Raw genomic sequence first — 19,857 nt, 5'->3', positions numbered from 1 at the left:
TTCCCAGGAGTTCCCTGAGAGGCACCTGTGTGTTTCTCAGGGAAATCACAGGTTCCCGAAAGCGCGTTCTCAGAGGACCCCGACAAGGTGTCCGCTATGACCACGACCTCGCCCCAGGGGCGCACCGAACTGCTGAGGCCGGACGGGAGCCCCGTCCGAGTGCTGGTAGTGGACGACGAGCTGTCGATCACCGAACTGCTCTCCATGGCCCTTCGCTACGAAGGCTGGCAGATCCGCAGCGCGGGGGACGGACAGGGCGCGGTGCAGACCGCGCGCGAGTTTCGGCCCGACGCCGTTGTCCTCGACATGATGCTGCCGGACATGGACGGTCTCGCGGTCCTGGGGCGTCTGCGCCGCGATCTGCCCGACGTGCCCGTCCTCTTCCTCACGGCCAAGGACGCCGTCGAGGACCGCATCGCGGGGCTGACGGCCGGCGGCGACGACTACGTCACCAAGCCCTTCAGCCTCGAGGAGGTCGTGGCCCGGCTGCGCGGACTGATCCGCCGTTCCGGTGCCGCCGACCGGCGTTCCGACTCCGTGCTCGTCGTCGGCGACCTCACTCTCGACGAGGACAGCCACGAGGTCTCGCGTGCCGGGGAGAACATCCACCTCACCGCGACCGAGTTCGAACTCCTGCGGTTCCTCATGCGTAATCCCCGACGTGTACTCAGCAAGGCACAGATACTCGACCGCGTGTGGTCGTACGACTTCGGCGGCCAGGCCAACGTCGTCGAGCTCTACATCTCTTACCTGCGCCGCAAGATCGACGCCGGACGTGAGCCGATGATCCACACCAGGCGTGGGGCCGGTTACCTGATCAAGCCCGCGGCGTCATGAGCGGGCGACGACGGCCGCGTAAGCAGGGGCGAGGACGACAGCCGCGCACGCTGCGGACGCGGCTCGTCGTCTCCGCGGTGACGCTGATCGCGGTGGTGTGTGCGGTGATCGGTACGGTGACGACGTTCGCGCTGCGCTCGCATCTGTACGACCAGCTGGACGGCAAGTTGCGCGAGACCGCCGGGCGGGCGGCCGGTCCTCTCAAACTGGGGGGCGGGGATCCGAACGGCGCTCCTCCGAACGCGGGAAATGCCGGGAGTGCCGCGAACAACGCTGGTTCCGCCCCGGACGACGACACCTTCGGCTTCCTCAAGAGGGGGCCGAACCCGGTGGGCACGATCGGCGCCCTCGTGGGCAGCGACGGCCGGATCACCGAGGCGGTGTTCTCCAAGGAGAAGACGTCCAGCGACCAGTACCAGATGCTCACCGAGGACCTCACCCCCGCCCAGCAGGCGGTGCTCGCTTCCGTGCCGAAGACCGGCGTGCACAGCGTGGAGATTCCCGGCCACGGTGAGTACCGCGTCACGTACCAGACCGGCGCCAGGGGCAACTACTACGTCGCCATCCCCACCAAGGACGTCACCAACACCATCAACACCCTGATCCTCGTCGAGGTCAGCGTCACCGCCGCCGGTCTCATCGCCGCCGGTATCGCCGGCAGCGTCCTCGTCGGGCTCGCTCTGCGCCCCCTGCGCAAGGTCGCCTCCACCGCCACCCGCGTCTCCGAGCTCCCCCTGCACACCGGCGAGGTCACCCTCTACGAGCGGGTGCCGGAGTCCGAGGCCGACCCGCACACCGAGGTGGGCCAGGTCGGCGCCGCGCTCAACCGCATGCTCGATCACATCCACAGCGCCCTGCACGCACGCCAGCAGAGCGAGATGCGCGTACGGCAGTTCGTCGCGGACGCGAGTCATGAGCTGCGTACACCGCTGGCGTCGATCCGCGGTTATGCCGAGCTGACCAGACGCGGTCGCGAGGAGACCGGGCCCGACACCCGGCACGCCCTCGGCCGGATCGAGTCCGAGGCCGGGCGCATGACCCTGCTCGTCGAGGACCTGCTGCTGCTCGCACGGCTGGACGCCGGACGCCCGCTCCAGTACGACCAGACCGACCTCGTACCGCTCGTCATCGACGCCGTGAGCGACGCCCGGGCGGCCGGACGCGACCACAACTGGCGGCTGGAACTGCCGGAGGAGCCCGCGCTGGTCCTCGCGGACGCCGCACGGCTGCAACAGGTCATGGTCAATCTGTTCGCGAACGCCAGAACGCACACCCCGCCCGGTACGACCGTCACCGCACGCGTGCACCGGTACGGACCGTGGCTGTGCGTGGACGTCCAGGACGACGGGCCCGGCATCCCGCCCGACCTGCTTCCGCGTGTCTTCGAACGCTTCGCACGCGGTGATTCCTCGCGTTCCCGGTCCTCCGGCTCGACGGGTCTGGGACTGGCCATCGTGCAGGCCGTCGCCGCCGCGCACGGCGGCGCCGTCACCGTGGACAGCATGCCCGGACGGACGGTATTCACCCTTCATCTGCCCGCGATCGCCGTCGATCCGTTCGTGGAAACAAAGGCGCAACTGTTCTCACAGGCACAGCACAGCGCCACCACATGGGTGCAACAGGGCGTTTGACGAGAGTCGTTCGCATGCGAACCGACTCTTCTCCCGGCAACCTGCCGGCGCGGGAGCACCTCCCGGCCGGGTCCGCCGGTACGCCTGTCCTGGACGTAGTGATCCCCGTTTACAACGAGGAGAAGGATCTCCAGCCGTGTGTGGTGAGACTGCACGAGCATCTCAAGCGCACCTTCCCCTACGCGTTCCGCATCACGGTCGCGGACAACGCCTCGACGGACACCACCCCTCAGGTGGCCGCACGGCTGGAGTCGGAGATACCGGAAGTCAGGTCCTTCCGGCTTGAGCAGAAGGGCCGCGGGCGGGCACTGCGCACCGTGTGGTCGGCCTCGGACGCTCCGATCCTCGCCTACATGGACGTGGACCTGTCCACCGACCTCAACGCCCTCCTCCCGCTGGTGGCCCCGCTGATCTCGGGCCACTCGGACCTCGCGATCGGCTCCCGGCTCGCCCGCAGCTCGCGCGTGGTGCGCGGCGCCAAGCGGGAGTTCATCAGCCGCACCTACAACCTGATCCTGCGCGGCTCGCTGCAGGCCCGCTTCTCGGACGCGCAGTGCGGCTTCAAGGCGATCCGCCGCGATGTCGCCCAGGTACTGCTGCCGCTGATCGAGGACACCGGCTGGTTCTTCGACACCGAGATGCTGGTGCTCGCCGAGCGCGCCGGACTGCGCATCCACGAGGTGCCGGTCGACTGGGTCGACGACCCGAACTCGACCGTGCACATCGTGAAGACCGCGACCGACGACCTGAAGGGCGTGTGGCGCGTGGGGCGCGCCCTCGCCACCGGATCGCTCCCGCTCGACCGGCTCGCGCGCCCCTTCGGGGACGATCCGCGCGACCGCGACCTGACCGACGTACCCAAGGGCCTGGCCCGCCAGCTCGTCGGCTTCTGCGTGGTGGGCGCCCTGTCCACCCTCTTCTACCTGCTCCTGTACAGCGGCTTCCGCTCGTTCTCGGGCTCGCAGATCGCCAACGCGCTCGCCCTGCTGGTGTCGGCCGTCGCCAACACCGCGGCCAACCGCCGGCTGACCTTCGGCGTCCGCGGCCGCGGCAGCGCGGTCCGGCACCAGGCACAGGGCCTGGTCGTCTTCGGTATCGGCCTCGCCCTCACCAGCGGCTCGCTCGCCGCCCTGAACGCGGCGACGAGCAGCCCCGCGCACTCCACCGAACTCGCGGTGCTCATCGCCGCCAACCTCGCGGCGACCGTGCTGCGGTTCCTGCTCTTCCGCGCCTGGGTCTTCCCGGACCGGCGTGACGAGACGGCGGCCTCGACCGTCGTCGCCTCGCACAACCCGGCCTCGCACAACGCGTCCTCGCCCACCTACAGCACGACGACGGGGGCGCACCAGCAGCACCACCCGCACCCGCACCAGTACCCGCTCCCACACCAGCAGCACCCGCACACGCCGCTGCCCCAGCGCCCGAACGCGACGGCGCCCCAAGCTCCGTACATCAACTACGACCACAACCAGACCAACGAGTTCCGCGCCGGTGAAGCCGCGGACCGCACCTGGGGGGACGCAACCATGCAGATGCAAGCGGTGCGCCCGCACGATCACGACCCGAGGGACACGAGGGACGCACGATGACGACTCAGTCCGACACGAGCCATCAGGGGGGCGCGAGCCCCTCCGGGGGCGCCGAGCCCTCCTGGGGACCGTCGAGCTCGACGGCTCTGCAGGAGCCCGTGGCGCCGACCACCGCGGCCCCCCGGTCCGGTGAGCCCAGGCAGCCGTTCCTCCACAGAGCCTGGCGCGGCCGACCCGAGGACCCGCGCTGGGTGCGCCCCGCCTTCCTCGCCCTGCTCGTCGCCACCGGCCTGCTCTACCTCTACAACCTGAGCGCCTCCGGGTACGCCAACTCCTTCTACTCCGCGGCCGTCCAGGCCGGCAGCCAGAGCTGGAAGGCCCTCTTCTTCGGCTCGCTCGACTCGGCCAACGCCATCACCGTCGACAAGCCCCCGGCCTCGCTGTGGCCGATGGCCCTGTCGGTGCGGATCTTCGGTCTCAACTCGTGGGCGATCCTCGTCCCCGAGGTGCTGATGGGCGTGGCCACGGTCGGGGTCCTGTACGGGGCACTGCGCCGTCGCTTCAGCCCAGCGGCCGGTCTGATCGCGGGTGCGGTGCTCGCGCTCACTCCCGTCGCCGCGCTGATGTTCCGGTTCAACAACCCGGACGCGATGCTCGCGCTGCTGATGACCGTCACGATCTACTGCGTGATCCGCGCTCTGGAGGACGGCCGGACGAAGTGGCTGGTCTGGGCGGGTGTCGCGGTGGGCTTCGCGTTCCTCGCGAAGACCCTGCAGGCCTTCCTGATCCTGCCGCCGCTCGCGGTCGTGTACGCGGTCTGCGCGCCGGTGCAGCTCAAGAAGCGGTTCGCCCAGCTGGGTCTTTCGGCGGTGGCGATGGTCGTCGCCGGCGGCTGGTGGGTGGCGATCGTGGAGCTGTGGCCCGCGTCCTCCCGCCCGTACATCGGCGGCTCGCAGAACAACTCCTTCCTTGAGCTGACCTTCGGATACAACGGCCTCGGCCGTATCAACGGCGACGAGACCGGCAGCGTCGGTGGTGGCGGTGGCGGTGGCACCGGCCAGTGGGGCGAGACCGGCTGGAACCGGATGTTCAACTCGGAGATCGGCAGCCAGATCGCCTGGCTGCTGCCCGCCGCGCTGATCCTGTTCGTCGCGGGCATCGTGCTCACCCTCCCCCACTCTCGGCTTCGCTCGAGCGGGGGGACCCCCATGGCCAGGCGGACCGACCTGACGCGCAGCTCGTTCCTCGCCTGGGGCGGCGCGCTGCTGATGACGACGATCATCTTCAGCTACATGGCCGGCATCTTCCACCAGTACTACACGGTGGCCCTGGCCCCCTACATCGCGGCCGTCGTCGGCATGGGCGCGACGGTGCTGTGGGAGGAGCGGAGCAAGGTCTGGGCCTCGCTCACCCTCGCCGGCGCGGTCACCGCGACCGCCGCGTGGGGATACGTCCTCCTCAACCGCACCCCCACCTACCTCCCGTGGCTGAAGTGGCTGGTCCTCATCGGCGGTCTGGTCGGCGCGCTCGGCCTGATCTTCGCGGCCAGGCTGGGCCGTCAACTGGCCCTCGCTGCGGTCGGACTGAGCTTCGTGGCCTCGGTCGCGGGTCCGACGGCGTACACGCTGTCCACGGTGAACACCGGGCACACCGGTTCGATCGTCACGGCCGGTCCTGCGGGCGCCAGCATGATGGGCGGCGGCCGGGGCGGTCCCGGTGGCGGTGGCGGCGGTGGCATGCGGGGCGGCTTCCCGGGCGGCGGCAACACCCAGGGCCAGAACCAGCAGGGCGGCAACGGCACCACCCAGCAGGGCGGCGGCATGGGCCAGCCCCCGACTGGTGGCACGGGCGGTACCGGTGGCTTCCCCGGTCAGAACCAGCAGGGCAACGGCAACACCCAGGGCCAGAACCAGCAGGGCGGCATGCCCGGCGGTGGCGCGATGGGCGAGGGCGGCATGGGCGGTGGCGGCGCGGGCGGTCTGCTCAACGGCGCGACCGTCAGCTCCGCGGCCAAGAAGCTGCTGGAGACGAACGCGGACGACTACACCTGGGCGGCCGCGGCCATCGGTTCCCAGAACTCCGCGAGCTACCAGCTCGCCACCGGCAAGCCGGTGATGGCGATCGGCGGCTTCAACGGCACCGACCCGTCCCCGACGCTGGCCCAGTTCAAGAAGTACGTGACGGACGGCAAGATCCACTACTTCATCTCGGGCGGCGGCATGGGCGGTGGCATGGGCGGCGGCAACTCCTCCTCCACCACCACCTCCACGTCCTCCCAGATCAGCTCGTGGGTCACGGCCAACTTCAAGAAGGTGACGGTCGGTTCGGCCACCTTCTACGACCTGACGCAGCCGACCAAGTAGCTGACGGCAGGTCCTGTACGCAGGGCGGTGGCCCGGAGCGATCCAGCTCCGGGCCACCGCCCTTTCCGTACATCCTTCTCGTACGTCCCTCTCGTACGCCCTCTTCGTACGCCGGAGAATCACGTTGTACGCTGTATGGGGACTGTTCTACGGTGTACAGCATGTCCACGACTCCCCCAGGACCCCCCGAGGACCAGCCACCAGGCCACCCTCAACGCTGGCTGATCCTCGGCGTCATCTGCCTCGCCCAACTGACCGTGCTGCTCGACAACACCGTCCTGAACGTCGCGATCCCCTCCCTCACCCGGGAGCTGGGCGCGGCCACCTCCGACATCCAGTGGATGATCAACGCCTACTCGCTGGTGCAGTCCGGGCTGCTGCTCACGGCGGGCAGCGCGGCCGACCGCTACGGCCGCAAGAAGATGCTGATCGCGGGGCTCGCTCTCTTCGGGATCGGCTCGGTGGTGGCCGGACTCGCCGACTCCACCGGCCAGTTGATCGCCGCGCGGGCCGGGATGGGCGTCGGTGGCGCGCTCCTGCTGACCACCACGCTCGCCGTCGCCATGCAGGTCTTCGCCCCCGCTGAGCACCCGAAGGCCATCGGCATCTGGAGCGCCGTCAACGCCCTCGGCTTCGCGGCCGGACCGCTCCTCGGCGGCTTCATACTGAACCACTTCTGGTGGGGCGCGATCTTCCTGATCAACCTGCCGGTGGTGGCCCTGGGCCTCGCCGCGGTGGTGGCCCTCGTACCGGAGTCGAAGAGTCCGCGCGGGGACCGCCCCGACCTCCTGGGAGCGTTGCTCTCGACGATCGGCATGACCGCACTCGTGTACGCGATCATCTCCGGCCCCGAACACGGCTGGACGTCGGGCCGGGTCCTGGCCACGGACGCGGTCGCCGTGCTGGTGCTGGCCGCCTTCGCGTACTGGGAGAGCCGGATCCCGTACCCCATGCTCGACCTGCACTTCTTCCGCGACCGGCGCTTCACCGGAGCCGTCGCGGGAGCCGTCCTCATCACCTTCGGCATGGGCGGGGCCCTCTTCCTGCTCACTCAGCACCTCCAATTCGTCCTGGGATACGGCCCCCTGGAGGCCGGATTGCGTACGGCGCCGCTCGCGCTCGCGGTCGTGGCGCTGAACTTCTCCGGCGTCTCGGCGAAGTGGACGGCGAGACTCGGCACTCCGGTGTCGATCGCGCTCGGCATGACGCTGATGTCGGCCGGGCTGGTGTCGATCGCCACGCTCGCCGCGCACGGGTACGGCGGCACACTGCTCGGGTTGTTGCTGATCGGCGCGGGCGCCGCCGTGGCCAACCCGGCCATGGCACACGCCATCATGAGCGCGATTCCGCCGGAGAAGGCGGGCGTGGGCGCGGGCATCAACGGCACGCTCGCCGAGTTCGGCAACGGCCTCGGCGTGGCGGTGCTCGGGGCGATCCTCAACTCCCGGTTCGCGGCGCTGATTCCGGTGGCGGCGGCCTCGCTCCCGGCGGCGCTGGCCTCGGCGGGTTCGGAGGAGGAGCGCGGGCGGATCACGGACGCGTTCTCGTCGGGCCTGGAGACCAGCCAACTGGTGGGCGCGGTGGCCGTCCTTCTCGGTGGACTGCTGGCCGCGGCGTTGCTACGACGTGCGGAGAGGGCAGACTCCGCGGTGGCGGTGTCGGCGTAGCGCCCGCTTAGCATCAGGGTTCCGTGTCATGAGTTCCGAGTCATGAGTGATGAGTTTCGAGTTCCGAGGAAGGTGCGCCATGGTGAGGGCAGCCGACCGTGCCGAGCGTCCGGCGCGGACCAGTGTCTGGCTGGAGGGCAAGGCTCCCCGGGGCGCTGCGGCGCGCGGGGGCGGGCAGCCCTCGGGGCTCGACCGGGACCGGATCACCGAGGTCACCGTACGGCTGCTGGATGCCGAGGGCATGGCGAAGTTCTCCATGCGCCGGCTGGCCGCCGAGCTGAACGTCACCGCGATGTCCGTGTACTGGTACGTCGACACCAAGGACGACCTGCTCGAGCTCGCCCTCGACGCGGTCTTCGGCGAACTGGAGCTGCCCGACGCGGAGTCGGGCGATAACTGGCGCGACCAGCTCCGCTCCCTCGCCACCGGCTACCGCGCGCTGCTGGTCCGCCACCCCTGGGTGTCCCCGCTGATCGGGACCTTCCTGAACATCGGCCCGCACTCCATGGCCTTCTCGCTCTGCGTCCAGCAGGTGATCCGCAACACCGGCCTGCCCCGGCACGGCCAGATGGGCGCGCTCTCGGCGGTCTTCCAGTTCGTGTACGGGTTCGGCACCATCGAGGGCCACTTCGTGCAGCGCTGCGCCTCGGCGGGGATGACCCAGGACGAGTACTTCCGTCAGGCCATGAGCACGATCGGCGAACAGCCGCAGTTCTCCGCCAACTTCGAGAACGCCGCGGACCTCATGGAGGCCCGCGGCGGTGACACGGTCGAGGAGATGCGGGAGCGGGACTTCACGTTCGCGCTGGAAACGCTGATCGCGGGGATCGAGACGATGGTCGCCCGGGGTTAGGGCCTGTCCCGCTCCTCCCCTCGGTCGTTCCTGTACTACTCCTGGGGTGCCAGTCGGGCCGGGAAGCCGCCCGTCGCGACCGGGCCCCACTTCACCGGCGTGACCCGGATGATCGACTTGCCCTGCTTGAGCATGGCCTCCCGGTACTCGTCCCAGTCCGGGTGTTCGCCCGCGATGTTCCGGTAGTACTCGACGAGCGGCTCGACGGATTCGGGGGGGTCGACGACCTCGGCCGTGCCGTCGATCTGGACCCAGGGTCCGTTCCACTCGTCGCTCAGCACGATCAGGCTGACCCGCTCGTCCCGCTTGGCGTTACGGGTCTTCGCGCGTTCGGGGTAGGTCGAGACGACGATCCGCCCGGCGTCGTCGACCCCGCAGGTCAGGGGGGAGCCCTGGGGGCTGCCGTCCGCCCTCCGGGTCAGCAGGATGGCGCGGTGGCGGGGGCGTACGAAGTCGAGCAGTTCGTCCAGGGACACGGCGGTGTTCGTAGCGATGTTCGGTGCCATGTGAGTCAGCCTAGGGTGCCCGCCGGGAAGGTGCCCGCACCTCACGCCTGTGGGAGGGGTGCTCCCTGTACCGCCTGGATGTCCAGTTCCACCTTCAGCGTGGTGCCGATCGCTGAGATGCCTGCCTGGATGACCTGGTTGTAGTTCATGGCGAATTCCTCGCGGTGGAGTTCGGTCGTCGCCCGGAAGGCGGCCCGCGTGCCGCCCCAGGGGTCCCCGCCCGTGCCCAGGTAGGCGAGGTCCAGGTCGACCGGGCGGGCGATGCCGCGCATGGTGAGTTCGCCGTGGACGGTCCAGCGGTCGGAGCCGGCCGGGGTCAGGCCGGTCGAGCGGTAGGTGATCTGCGGGTACGTCTCGACGTCGAGGAAGTCGGGGGACTTCAGGTGGCCGTCACGCATGCCGTTGCCGGTGTCGATCGAGGCCGCGGAGATCACGGCTTCGACGCGGGACTTGGACACGTCGTCCGGGGAGATCTCGATCGCCGCCGAGAAGTCCGTGAAACGGCCGTGCACGCTGGAGATGCCCAGGTGCTGCGCGACGGCGCCGACGGAGGAGTGCGCCGGGTCGACGGTCCAGGGGCCGGGCGGCGGCAGTTCGTTGCCGCCCTGGCGGGCGAGGGTCACGTTGCCGACCTCGGCCCGGCCGCTCACCGTGACGATCGCGCTGGAGGCGGCGGGCGCGTACCCGACCGCGGTCACGATCACGGTGTACGCGCCGGGCGTGAGCGGGGTCGGGTCGTGCACGGCTCCTTCGGTGTCCGCCTCGGCGCGCAGCACCTGCGTCCCGGTCATGTCGGTCACCGTGACGACCGCGTGCGACACGGCCCATCCGTCCCGCGTGCGAATCCGTGCGGTCAGTCCCATCCCGTTTTCTCCCTGCAAAGCAGTAAAAATTGGTCGCAATGAAACCGGCCCGTGGGGGGCGCACCTCCGCTCAGAGTGCGCGCGTCCCCACGGGCCGGGGTATCAGCTACTCGCCGGGGTGGGCGAGGGCGATGTCGTGGTCGTCGACGCCACTGCCGGAGACCGTGAGAGCCGTCGCCACCGGGGGGTAACCCGTCGCGATGACGGTGTACTCGCCGCCGTCCAGGTCGGTGAAGGCGTACGCGCCGTCCGCGCCGGTCCTGGCGGTGCCGATCACGTTGCCGGCCGCGTCGACCAGCGTGACCCGGGCGTCGGCCAGGGGGCCGGCGGGGGCCCGTACGACACCCTGGAGCTGGGCTCCCGCGCTGAGCTCGACCTCGATCCGGGTGACTCCGGCGCCGCCGACCTCGACGGGGAGGGCCTGCGGGCGGTGGCCCGCCGCGTTCACCGCGATGGTCACCGGACCCGGGACCAGCTCGGTGAAGGCGAACTGGCCCTGCTCACCGGTGGTCCCGGTGGCCAGTACATCACCGCGGACGTCGGTCACGATGACCATGGCGTCCTTGACCGGGGTGCCGGTCCCGGCGGCCCGGACGATCCCGCTCAGCCCGCTCGTGCCGCTCAGCAGGATGTCGTACGCCACCGGCTCGTCGTTCACGACGATCGTCGAGGCCTGCGGCTGGAAACCGTCGGCGGAGGCGATCAGGACGTACGAGCCCGTGCCGGGCGCGTCCACCGCGTAGGAGCCGTCGGCCTGCGCGACCGACCGGCCCAGCTGCCGTCCCGCGAGCGAGATCAGCGTGACCGCGGCCTGCGGGACGGGCGCGCTCTCGGTGCCGCGGACGTGACCACGGACCGGGATGCCGCCGGAGGTGGGCAGCGGGGCGCTCTCCCGTGTCGCGGTGGCGACGGCGGCGAGCCGCTGCGTGCCCTCGGGTCCGACCGCGGGGCTCGTCTCGGCGACGGCCGCCGCCCAGCTCGGGATCCTCTCCTCGGCGGCGGGTGCCTCGGCGGCGGCCGGAGCCTCCGCCTTGGCCTCCGCGGCCTGGGCCAGCGCGCCCGAGGTCCGCAGCGGGACCTCCTTGATGAACAGGACGATGAGGAAGGCGAGCAGCGCCAGGACGGAGGCGATCATGAAGACGTCGGCGATGCCGTGACCGTAGGCGCTCTCCAGGACGGTGCGCAGCGGGGCGGGCAGCGCGTCCATGTCCGGGATGGTGCCGGAGCCGGAAGAGGACGCGGCGGCGTACTTGGGGTCGAGGCCGGCCAGGCCGTCCTTGACGTAGTCGGTGATCCGGGTGGACATGATCGCGCCGAGCGCGGAGACGCCCATCGCACCACCGAGGGAACGGAAGAACGTCACCGTGGAGCTGGCCGAGCCGAGGTCGGACGGGGCGACCTGGTTCTGCGTGGACAGCACCAGGTTCTGCATCGTCATGCCGACGCCGAGACCGAGCAGCGCCATGAAGACCGCGACGTGCCAGTAGGTCGTGTCGTAGCGGATGGTGCCCAGCAGGCCCAGGCCCGCGGCGATCAGGACGGTGCCGCTGACCAGCCAGTACTTCCACCGGCCGGTCTTGGTGATGACCTGGCCGGAGACCGTGGAGGCGATGAACAGGCCACCGATCATCGGGATGGTCATGACGCCCGACATCGTCGGGGACTTGTCGCGGGCCAGCTGGAAGTACTGGCTGAAGAAGACGGTGCCGGTGAACATCGCGACGCCCACGAAGAGCGAGGCGAGGGAGGAGAGGGTGATGGTGCGGTTGCGGAACAGCCGCAGCGGGATGATCGGCTCGCTCGCCTTGGACTCGACGAGCACGAACAGCAGCCCGAGGACGATCGAGCCTCCCACCATCGCGTACGTCTGCCCCGATATCCAGTCGTACTTGTCACCGGCGAAGGTGACCCAGACCAGCAGCAGCGAGACCGCGGCGGAGATGAAGAACGCGCCGCCCCAGTCGACCTTCACGTCCCGCTTCACGGTGGGCAGGTGCAGGGTCTTCTGCAGCACGATCAGCGCGATGAACGCGAACGGCACGCCGACGTAGAAGCACCAGCGCCAGCCGAGCCACGAGGTGTCGGTGATGACACCGCCGAGCAGCGGGCCGCCGACCGTTGCGACAGCGAAGGTCGCGCCGAGGTAACCGGAGTAACGCCCGCGCTCACGCGGGGAGATCATCGCGGCCATGACGATCTGGGCGAGGGCGGACAGACCGCCGACGCCGACGCCCTGGACCACACGGCATGCGATGAGCATGCCGGGGTTCTGGGACAGGCCGGCTGCGGCCGATCCCAGCACGTAGATGACGAGGGCTATCTGTACGAGCGCCTTCTTGCTGTACAGGTCGGAGAGCTTGCCCCACAGAGGTGTGGTCGCGGTCATGGCCAGCAGCGAGGCCGTGACGACCCAGGTGTAGGCGGACTGGCCGCCGCCCAGGTCGCCGATGATCTCGGGGAGCGCGTTGGTGACGATCGTCGACGACAGGATCGCGACGAACATGCCGAGCAGCAGCCCGGAGAGGGCCTCCATGATCTGGCGGTGTGTCATCGGAGTGCCGTCGGCGGGTCCACCTCCGTGCTTGGCGTGAGCCCGCACACCGGCTGGTGTGGTCGTTGCCATGGGCTTCCTTCTCTTGTCTTATGCGGGTGTACGGGTGGTCAGTTCGGTTGCTTCCGGCACGTAGGGCGGCCGGGGTACGGCACGGCAGTCGCCGAAGCTCTCGCGCAACCGGCCCATCAGGTGGATGAGCAGGCCGACCTCGTGGTCGGACCAGTCGCTCAGCCGGTCGGCGAACAGCCGCGAGGAGCGGCGGGAGAGTTCGGTGAGCTGCTCGCGTCCCGCGTCGGTGAGGCGCAGGATGCGGGAGCGTTTGTCGGCGGGGTCGGGGAGGCGTTCGATCCAGCCCCGGTCGGCGACGTGGGCGACGTGGCGGCTGGTCACCGACATGTCCACGGCGAGCAGCTCGGCGAGCTTGCTCATCCGCATGTCGCCGTGCCGGCCGAGGAGGGTCAGTACGGCGGCGGAGCCCGCGGGGCAGTCGTGCGGCAGGATCCGCCCGAGCTCCCGCTTCACGGCACCGATGGCACTGAGCTGACGAGCCAATTCCTCGTACTGCGCCTGCTCGGCCATCACCCCTCCTGTATTCGTTGCTTGGGGCAACCATAAATGCAGTTGGTTGCTGCAGGCAAACGATATCGCTGCCGCTGGGCTAAAAAGATGGCAAAGGCAAGTATTGGCGAATGTAAACCTGCTGGTGGGCGGGGTGTGTGGCTTTGAGCCCGCTGTGGATCGACGGAGCGTGGCCTTCGCGGGGCGGACGGGGTGGGGCGAGGCGGGGTGGTGGCCGGACTGTGCGACCTTGCACCCCGCACCCTGTGCCTTGCCGGCGGCCGGAAATCGGGCCCTTGGCCGACGCTGCGCTCCGGCCGCCGGTTGGGCTTCGTGTTGCCTGGGTGGGGATGGGGGTGGGGGTCTGGGCGAGGGTGGGTGTCTGGCCTCGCCCAGGGCTGCGCCCCGCCCGGCCGGGGACGGGGCGCCTGGCTGATGGCTGGGACTGTGCTGCTGCCTCTTGTCAGGGGCCGAGCTCCGGTCACTGCGGGACGGGACGTCTGGCTCCTGGAGGGCGGGCTCCGGTCACCTGGGGGCGGGGCTGTGCGCCCGACCCCTGCGGGGCTGCGGGTCTGACTCCTGCGGGGTCGAGCGTCTGACCCCTGCGGGGCTGGGCTCCGGTGATCTGGAGGGCTGTGCGGCCGACCTCTGCGGGGTTGTGTGCCTGACTCCTGCGGGTCGAGCGTCTGACCTGTGCGGGGGCCCCGGGCCGCTGGGCGGGCGATTCCGTCCATCCGGGCGTCTCCGGCTGTCGGCCCGGCCGGTGGGGGCTGGGCGCGCAGTTCCTCGCGCCCTTGGCGGGGCGCTGTCGGCGGGGCGTGCGGCATCCGGCTCGCTGGCCAGGCCATCCAGAACTGGGGAACGGGGGAGGGCGAGGGGAACCCGGCGCTTGGGTAGGGGGCATGTATTCGCTAGGGTCCTGGGCCATGGCAAACACCCAGGGCCCCGAGGGCAACTACGACCCCGCGGGTAGCACCCAGATGTTCCGCGCTTTCGTCGACGAGGGCCCCCAGGCCCGGCAGCAGCAGGCGGCCGCCCCGGCGGGCCCCCGCATCGGCCTGATCATCGGCATCGTCGTCGCCGTGGCGGTCGTCGCCGCCGTGGCGTGGCTCGCGCTGGCGTAAGGGCAACAACCCGCCCGCCCCGCCGGTAGGACCGGTGGAGGCGGGTCACTTCCACTGGACGGACACGTCCCGCGTCTCGATGTGCATGCCGAGCGGCACGCGCCAGTCGTCGACGCACACCGTCCAGGTCTTTGTGCTGCCCGCTCCGGCCGCGATCGGCACGGGCAGATCCCGCTTCGAGTCGATCGTCGCCCAGTCGATGCCGAGCGCCCCGATGATGTGCGTCCCGAGGGTCACCGTGCCCGAACGCACGGCGCTGCCACCGGTGTTGCGGAAGGAGACCGTCACCTTCTCGCACCAGCGCTGGTCGGTGGCCTCCCGCGTGGGCTCGCTCACGTCGAGAACAGCGGGGCCGGCGGGACCGGAAGGACTGGGGGTACCGGGGGGACTGGTACCTGCCGTGGAACCCGGGGTCGGCCGAGCGGAGGGCGCCGATGGCGCGCCCGAACCGGCGTCCGCGCGGGGCGAGTTGTCGCCGCCGGGGTGCGTTGCCGTGCCGGGCGAAGCGGAGAGTGGGGACCGCGGGGGTGAACTGCCCTGCTGAGGTGTTCCCTTGGCGGCTTCCGTGAGTGGCGTGGACTCGGGCAGTGGGGTCAGTGAGATGCTCCCGGTCGGGGCCACCATGGGCCCCGAATCGGCCGGCGCCCCCACCGCCACGTATCCGCCGCCGCTCCCACCGTCCCCGCACGCGGCCAGAACCGCACCCAGGCAGACAACAGCCGTCGAGGCGCCCACCAGGGCGCCTCGACGGCCATGGAGCCAAGTCGCTCGACGCATCGCGCCAGTGTGGCTGACGATCCGTCAATTATGAAGGGTCGAGCACGGGAGGTCTCAGTCGGAGATCAGGCCCTCGCGGAGCTGGGCCAGCGTGCGGGTGAGAAGGCGGGAGACGTGCATCTGCGAGATGCCGACCTCCTCGCCGATCTGCGACTGGGTCATGTTGGCGAAGAAGCGCAGCATGATGATCCGGCGCTCGCGGGGCGGGAGTTTGGCGAGCAGCGGCTTCAGCGACTCGCGGTACTCGACGCCCTCCAGCGCCGTGTCCTCGTAGCCGAGGCGGTCCGCGAGGGAGCCCTCGCCGCCGTCGTCCTCGGGGGCCGGGGAGTCGAGGGAGGAGGCCGTGTAGGCGTTGCCGACCGCGAGGCCGTCGACGACGTCCTCCTCCGACACGCCCAGGACCGCGGCGAGTTCGGCGACGGTCGGGGACCGGTCGAGCTTCTGGGAGAGCTCGTCGCTGGCCTTGGTGAGGGCCAGGCGCAGCTCCTGGAGGCGCCGCGGGACGCGGACGGACCACGAGGTGTCACGGAAGAACCGCTTGATCTCGCCCACGACCGTCGGCATCGCGAACGTCGGGAACTCCACGCCGCGTTCGCAGTCGAAGCGGTCGATCGCCTTGATCAGGCCGATGGTGCCGACCTGGACGATGTCCTCCATCGGCTCGTTGCGGGAGCGGAAGCGGGCCGCCGCGTACCGCACGAGCGGGAGGTTGAGCTCGATGAGGGTGTCCCGGACGTAGGCACGCTCGGGGCTGTTCTCGCCGAGTGCGGCGAGCCGCAGGAACAGGGAGCGGGACAGGGTGCGGGTGTCGATGGCTCCCGAGGTCTCGGGGGCCGCCGGGACGGCTTCGAGGGCCGGAGCGGCATCGGGGGCCGGGAGGGCCGGGACATCGTGAAGCGCGTCGGGCGCGGATTCGCTCTTCGTGAGCGTGAGCACCTTCGAGCTGCCCTGGTCTGCGGACATGCCACCCCCTTTGGGTCGCGGACGGTCGCGGCGGACGCTCCCGTCGGAGGAACGCAGCCTCCACCTGAATACCGGAGGCGGGGCTGCGCCAAACGCTCTTCCGGCAGAATGTCACATGTCGGCAACACGCTGTAGTGACATGTCGACATGGAGGGGGTGAATCGGCCCTGGAAAAGGGGGGTCTGACGGTTTTTCGACGCTGAACTGTCGGAAAAGGAGACGTTGAGCGATTCGCTCTTTCCGGTTACGCCTCGATCCTGTTTGCGGATCGAAGCCGTGCGAAGCTCCGGGCGAGCAGCCTTGACACGTGCATCTGGGAGACTCCCAGCTCGGCACTGATCTGTGACTGCGTCAGATTGCTGTAGTAGCGCAGGAGAAGGATCCGCTGCTCGCGCTCGGGCAGTTGTACGAGGAGATGGCGGACGAGGTCGCGGTGTTCGACCCCGTCGAGGGCCGGGTCCTCGTAGCCGAGCCGGTCGAGCAGTCCGGGCAGCCCGTCACCCTCCTGGGCGGCTTCGAGGGAGGTCGCGTGGTACGAGCGTCCGGCCTCGATGCAGGACAGCACCTCCTCCTCGCTGATGCGCAGCCGCTCGGCGATCTCGGCGGTCGAGGGGGAGCGCCCGAAGGCCGTCGTCAGGTCCTCCGTCGCGCTGTTCACCTGCACCCACAGTTCGTGCAGCCGGCGGGGCACGTGGACGGTGCGGACGTTGTCGCGGAAGTACCGCTTGATCTCGCCGACGACGGTCGGCATCGCGAAGGTCGGGAACTGTACGCCCCGGTCGGGGTCGAAGCGGTCGATCGCGTTGATCAGGCCGATGGTGCCGACCTGGACCACGTCCTCCATCGGCTCGTTGCGGGAGCGGAAGCGGGCGGCCGCGTAGCGCACGAGCGGCAGGTTCGCCTCGATGAGCGCCCCGCGTACGCGGTCGTGCTCCGCGGTGCCCGGCTCCAGCGTCTTGAGCTGGCCGAAGAGCAGCTGGGTGAGGGCCCGGGTGTCGGCGCCGCGGCGTCGCTCAGGGGTGGCCTGCTCAGGGGTGACGCGTTCGTGGGCGATGTGCTCCGGGGCGAGGGGTTCCGTGGCGGCGCGTTCCGTGGTGACGCGTTCCTGGGCGAGGGGTTCCGTGGTGATGTGTTCCTTGGGGATTTCCTGTGGCGGTGCTTGAGGCGCAGTACTGGCCGGCACGGTCAACTCCACCTCTATGATCCGTCAGATCCATCAACTCATCCGTCAAAAGCGGTCATAGCATCACAAGACATGTGCACTGTGTGCAAGCACCGTATAACCCCGTGTTGAACAGGATTTAGGGAGAGTTGGGGCATAGGAAACAGAAAAGCCCCCCGCCGCTTTCCGGCGAGGGGCTCAGAGCGTGTCGGCTCGGATGGGTTCAGAACGGATAGTCGGCGATCACCCATGTCGCGAACTCGCGCCACAGCGCGACGCCCGCCTGGTGCGCGGGATGCTCCAAGTACCGCTTCAGGGCGTCGGTGTCGTCGACCGCGGAGTTGATCGCGAAGTCGTACGCGACGGGCCGGTCGGTGATGTTCCAGCCGCACTCCCAGAACCGCAGCTCGGGGATCTGGTCGCCGAGCGGGCGGAAGGCGGCCACGCCCTCGACGACGCGGGGGTCGTCACGCTCGACGCCTTCGTTGAGCTTGAAGAGGACCAGATGGCGGATCACGGGTACTCCCTGGTGGTACGGGCCGTGCGGGGGCGGCCGATCAGTTCTTGGCCCCGTCGGCGATCCACGTCATGAAGTCGCCGATGGACCGGGCGGCGGTCGAAATGCCCTCGAACCCTATCTGGACGTAATCGGCCGCCTTCGCCGGATCCGTGATGATCACGTAGAGCGCGAAGACCACGAGTATGTAGACGGCGATCTTCTTCGAATTCACCGCCATCGCGGCCTCCCTGTGACTGCTGCGCCCAGTGGGCCCCCTGTGCCGGCGGTGAGTGTAACCTTCACCCCACTTTTTTTGGACCAATGGCCCGCTGGCCGAAGTCCTTTGCCGTACGCACGAAGGGCCCCGTCTTGCGACGGGGCCCTTCTCAAGCGGTAGCGGAGGGATTTGAACCCTCGGTGACTTGCGCCACACTCGCTTTCGAGGCGAGCTCCTTCGGCCGCTCGGACACGCTACCGAGGGAGACCCTACCCCAAGGTGGGCCGTGGTCTGAAATCCGTTTCCCGCCGCCCCGTGGAGTCAGCGGTCGCGGAAGAAACGCGTGAGCAGACTCGCGCACTCGTCCTCGAGTACGCCCCCGATCACCTCGGGGCGGTGGTTGAGCCGGCGGTCGCGTACGAGGTCCCAGACGGAACCGACCGCGCCCGCCTTCTCGTCGCGGGCACCGTAGACGACCCGGTCCACCCGGGACTGGACGAGCGCGCCCGCGCACATCGTGCAGGGCTCCAGGGTGACGACGAGCGTGCACCCGGCCAGCCGCCACTCGCCGAGCCGCTGGGCGGCCCCGCGGATCGCGAGCACCTCGGCGTGCGCCGTCGGATCGCCCGTGGCCTCGCGTTCGTTGTGTCCGGTCGCGAGCACCGTCGTACCGTCCGTGGACAGCACGACGGCGCCGACGGGAACATCCCCGCCCTGGACGGCCCGGTGGGCCTCGTCCAGGGCGAGCCGCATCGCGGCCCGCCAGCGGTCGCGTACCGGATCTGCCGGATCTGCTGGAAAGGTCTCTTTTGTCGGGCTCACCCGGGAAATCTATCGGGCTCGCCAGGGAAACCGCCTCCCCCGCAACCGCGGGAGCCGGGCCCTGCCTGCCGGATCGGGTCCCTGGGGCCCGTCCGGCGGATCAGGCCCTAGCGGACGGTCTCCAGGACCTCTGCCGCTCCCAGGGCTTCGGCGATCGTGCTGAGCGCGTCGCCTTCGTCCAGGGCGAGCAGTTCCTTCTCGCTGACACCGAGGTCGGCGAGGATCTCGCGGTCCCCGACGGGGCTGTGCGAGACGATCTCGCCGGAGACGCTCTCCTCCTCCTCGTCGTCCTCGGAGTCGTTTGCGTCGTCGGGTTCACCGTCCTCGGTGCCGTCCAGGTCGAGGGAGTCCAGGTCGGCGTCGTCGTCGCCGGGCTCCCGTCCTAGTAGTTCGTCCGTGAGCAGGATCTCGCCGTACGAGCTGCGGGCAGCGGCTGCGGCGTCCGAGACGTAGATGCGAGGGTCCTCCTCACCGTCCACGCGGACGACGCCGAACCACGCGTCCTCCTGCTCGATGAGTACGAGCACCGTGTCCTCCTCCGAGGCTTCACGGGCCAGATCGGTCAGATCCGACAGGGTCTCCACATCGTCGAGCTCTGTGTCGCTCGCTTCCCACCCGTCTTCGGTGCGCGCGAGCAGTGCGGCGAAGTACACCGTGACTCTCCCACTGGTCATAGGCGTGCCGGTTGGGGGTCCCCCCGGCGGAGGTCGATTGGGCGGGGAGTGCTGCTCCGAGACCCCACCCACTCGGAATCGTGGCAGAAACAGAGCGTTCAGGGGACGTCTTCGGCCTGCTGTGTCTGCCTCTTTTGATCGCTAACAGCGGATCGTACGCGGCCCTCGGCGTCGTGTGTGCATGTCCCCGCCCTCACGGCGTGGGCCGGACACCAAGGAGCTACCGAAGGACTACCAAAGGACTACCGACGGAGCCAC

The 19,857-nt window shown here is 69.8% G+C and carries 18 protein-coding genes and 1 tRNA gene; 7 read left to right on the top strand and 12 right to left on the bottom strand.

Annotation, left to right across the window (positions count from 1 at the left end):
• Positions 1–96: 96 nt before the first annotated feature.
• From OG798_RS27020 to OG798_RS26995, 6 genes are all read left to right on the top strand, one after another.
• Positions 97–837: a response regulator transcription factor gene (locus OG798_RS27020; protein ID WP_054235077.1), complete on the top strand. Its 741-nt coding sequence runs from the start codon at positions 97–99 to the stop codon at positions 835–837.
• Positions 834–2,468 carry a HAMP domain-containing sensor histidine kinase gene (locus tag OG798_RS27015; RefSeq protein ID WP_328757799.1) on the top strand — a complete coding sequence of 545 codons (1,635 nt, stop codon included), beginning with the start codon at positions 834–836 and terminating at the stop codon, positions 2,466–2,468. Before OG798_RS27020 ends, OG798_RS27015 begins: the two co-directional genes overlap by 4 nt.
• A 14-nt stretch (positions 2,469–2,482) precedes the next feature.
• Positions 2,483–4,057 carry a bifunctional glycosyltransferase family 2/GtrA family protein gene (locus OG798_RS27010; RefSeq protein ID WP_328757797.1) on the top strand — a complete coding sequence of 525 codons (1,575 nt, stop codon included), beginning with the start codon at positions 2,483–2,485 and terminating at the stop codon, positions 4,055–4,057.
• On the top strand, positions 4,054–6,360 hold the full coding sequence (locus OG798_RS27005) for an ArnT family glycosyltransferase (RefSeq protein WP_328757796.1): 2,307 nt from the start codon (positions 4,054–4,056) through the stop codon (positions 6,358–6,360). The genes OG798_RS27010 and OG798_RS27005 overlap by 4 nt, the downstream gene beginning before the upstream one ends.
• A 161-nt stretch (positions 6,361–6,521) precedes the next feature.
• The gene (locus OG798_RS27000) at positions 6,522–8,027 is read left to right on the top strand and encodes an MFS transporter (RefSeq protein ID WP_328757795.1); all 1,506 of its coding nucleotides are present in this window, start codon (positions 6,522–6,524) and stop codon (positions 8,025–8,027) included.
• A gap of 79 nt (positions 8,028–8,106) precedes the next feature.
• Positions 8,107–8,880, top strand: a complete 774-nt coding sequence (locus tag OG798_RS26995; protein ID WP_095853798.1) for a TetR/AcrR family transcriptional regulator — start codon at positions 8,107–8,109, stop codon at positions 8,878–8,880.
• A 35-nt stretch (positions 8,881–8,915) separates the two neighbouring features.
• On the opposite strand, the gene OG798_RS26990 is transcribed toward OG798_RS26995, so the two are convergent.
• The 4 genes from OG798_RS26990 to OG798_RS26975 form a co-directional block, all read right to left on the bottom strand.
• Positions 8,916–9,386 (bottom strand): PPOX class F420-dependent oxidoreductase, encoded by a 471-nt coding sequence (locus OG798_RS26990; RefSeq protein ID WP_095853799.1) that lies wholly within the window; start codon positions 9,384–9,386, stop codon positions 8,916–8,918.
• A gap of 41 nt (positions 9,387–9,427) precedes the next feature.
• Entirely contained in the window at positions 9,428–10,249 is an 822-nt protein-coding gene (locus tag OG798_RS26985; protein WP_328757794.1) for a YceI family protein, read from the bottom strand.
• Between the two features lie 106 nt (positions 10,250–10,355).
• Positions 10,356–12,872 (bottom strand): MFS transporter, encoded by a 2,517-nt coding sequence (locus OG798_RS26980; protein ID WP_328757793.1) that lies wholly within the window; start codon positions 12,870–12,872, stop codon positions 10,356–10,358.
• 18 nt (positions 12,873–12,890) lie between these two features.
• Positions 12,891–13,382 carry a MarR family winged helix-turn-helix transcriptional regulator gene (locus tag OG798_RS26975; RefSeq protein ID WP_067377003.1) on the bottom strand — a complete coding sequence of 164 codons (492 nt, stop codon included), beginning with the start codon at positions 13,380–13,382 and terminating at the stop codon, positions 12,891–12,893.
• Between the two features lie 905 nt (positions 13,383–14,287).
• Here OG798_RS26975 and OG798_RS26970 point away from each other — a divergent pair.
• A complete protein-coding gene (locus OG798_RS26970) occupies positions 14,288–14,485 on the top strand; it encodes a hypothetical protein (protein WP_054235117.1) in 198 nt (65 codons plus the stop codon).
• Between the two features lie 45 nt (positions 14,486–14,530).
• Here OG798_RS26970 and OG798_RS26965 read toward each other — a convergent pair whose 3' ends face one another.
• The 8 genes from OG798_RS26965 to OG798_RS26930 form a co-directional block, all read right to left on the bottom strand.
• A complete protein-coding gene (locus OG798_RS26965) occupies positions 14,531–14,821 on the bottom strand; it encodes a hypothetical protein (RefSeq protein ID WP_306454738.1) in 291 nt (96 codons plus the stop codon).
• 495 nt (positions 14,822–15,316) lie between these two features.
• Positions 15,317–16,225 carry an RNA polymerase sigma factor SigF gene (locus OG798_RS26960; RefSeq protein WP_054235068.1) on the bottom strand — a complete coding sequence of 303 codons (909 nt, stop codon included), beginning with the start codon at positions 16,223–16,225 and terminating at the stop codon, positions 15,317–15,319.
• Positions 16,226–16,469: 244 nt separating this feature from the next.
• Positions 16,470–17,408 (bottom strand): RNA polymerase sigma factor SigF, encoded by a 939-nt coding sequence (locus OG798_RS26955; protein ID WP_413253561.1) that lies wholly within the window; start codon positions 17,406–17,408, stop codon positions 16,470–16,472.
• Positions 17,409–17,610: 202 nt separating this feature from the next.
• On the bottom strand, positions 17,611–17,904 hold the full coding sequence (locus OG798_RS26950; RefSeq protein ID WP_095853804.1) for a Dabb family protein: 294 nt from the start codon (positions 17,902–17,904) through the stop codon (positions 17,611–17,613).
• Positions 17,905–17,944: 40 nt separating this feature from the next.
• Positions 17,945–18,124: a hypothetical protein gene (locus OG798_RS26945; RefSeq protein ID WP_067377012.1), complete on the bottom strand. Its 180-nt coding sequence runs from the start codon at positions 18,122–18,124 to the stop codon at positions 17,945–17,947.
• 153 nt (positions 18,125–18,277) lie between these two features.
• A tRNA-Ser gene (locus OG798_RS26940) sits at positions 18,278–18,362 on the bottom strand.
• A 62-nt stretch (positions 18,363–18,424) separates the two neighbouring features.
• The gene (gene tadA / locus OG798_RS26935) at positions 18,425–18,856 is read right to left on the bottom strand and encodes a tRNA adenosine(34) deaminase TadA (RefSeq protein WP_079174395.1); all 432 of its coding nucleotides are present in this window, start codon (positions 18,854–18,856) and stop codon (positions 18,425–18,427) included.
• A gap of 176 nt (positions 18,857–19,032) precedes the next feature.
• On the bottom strand, positions 19,033–19,578 hold the full coding sequence (locus OG798_RS26930; RefSeq protein ID WP_054235064.1) for a tRNA adenosine deaminase-associated protein: 546 nt from the start codon (positions 19,576–19,578) through the stop codon (positions 19,033–19,035).
• Between the last annotated feature and the right edge of the window lie 279 nt (positions 19,579–19,857).

It is taken from the genome of Streptomyces sp. NBC_00271 (genome assembly GCF_036178845.1).
Classification (GTDB): Bacteria; Actinomycetota; Actinomycetes; order Streptomycetales; family Streptomycetaceae; genus Streptomyces.
This window is presented reverse-complemented; position numbering and strand designations above follow the sequence as displayed.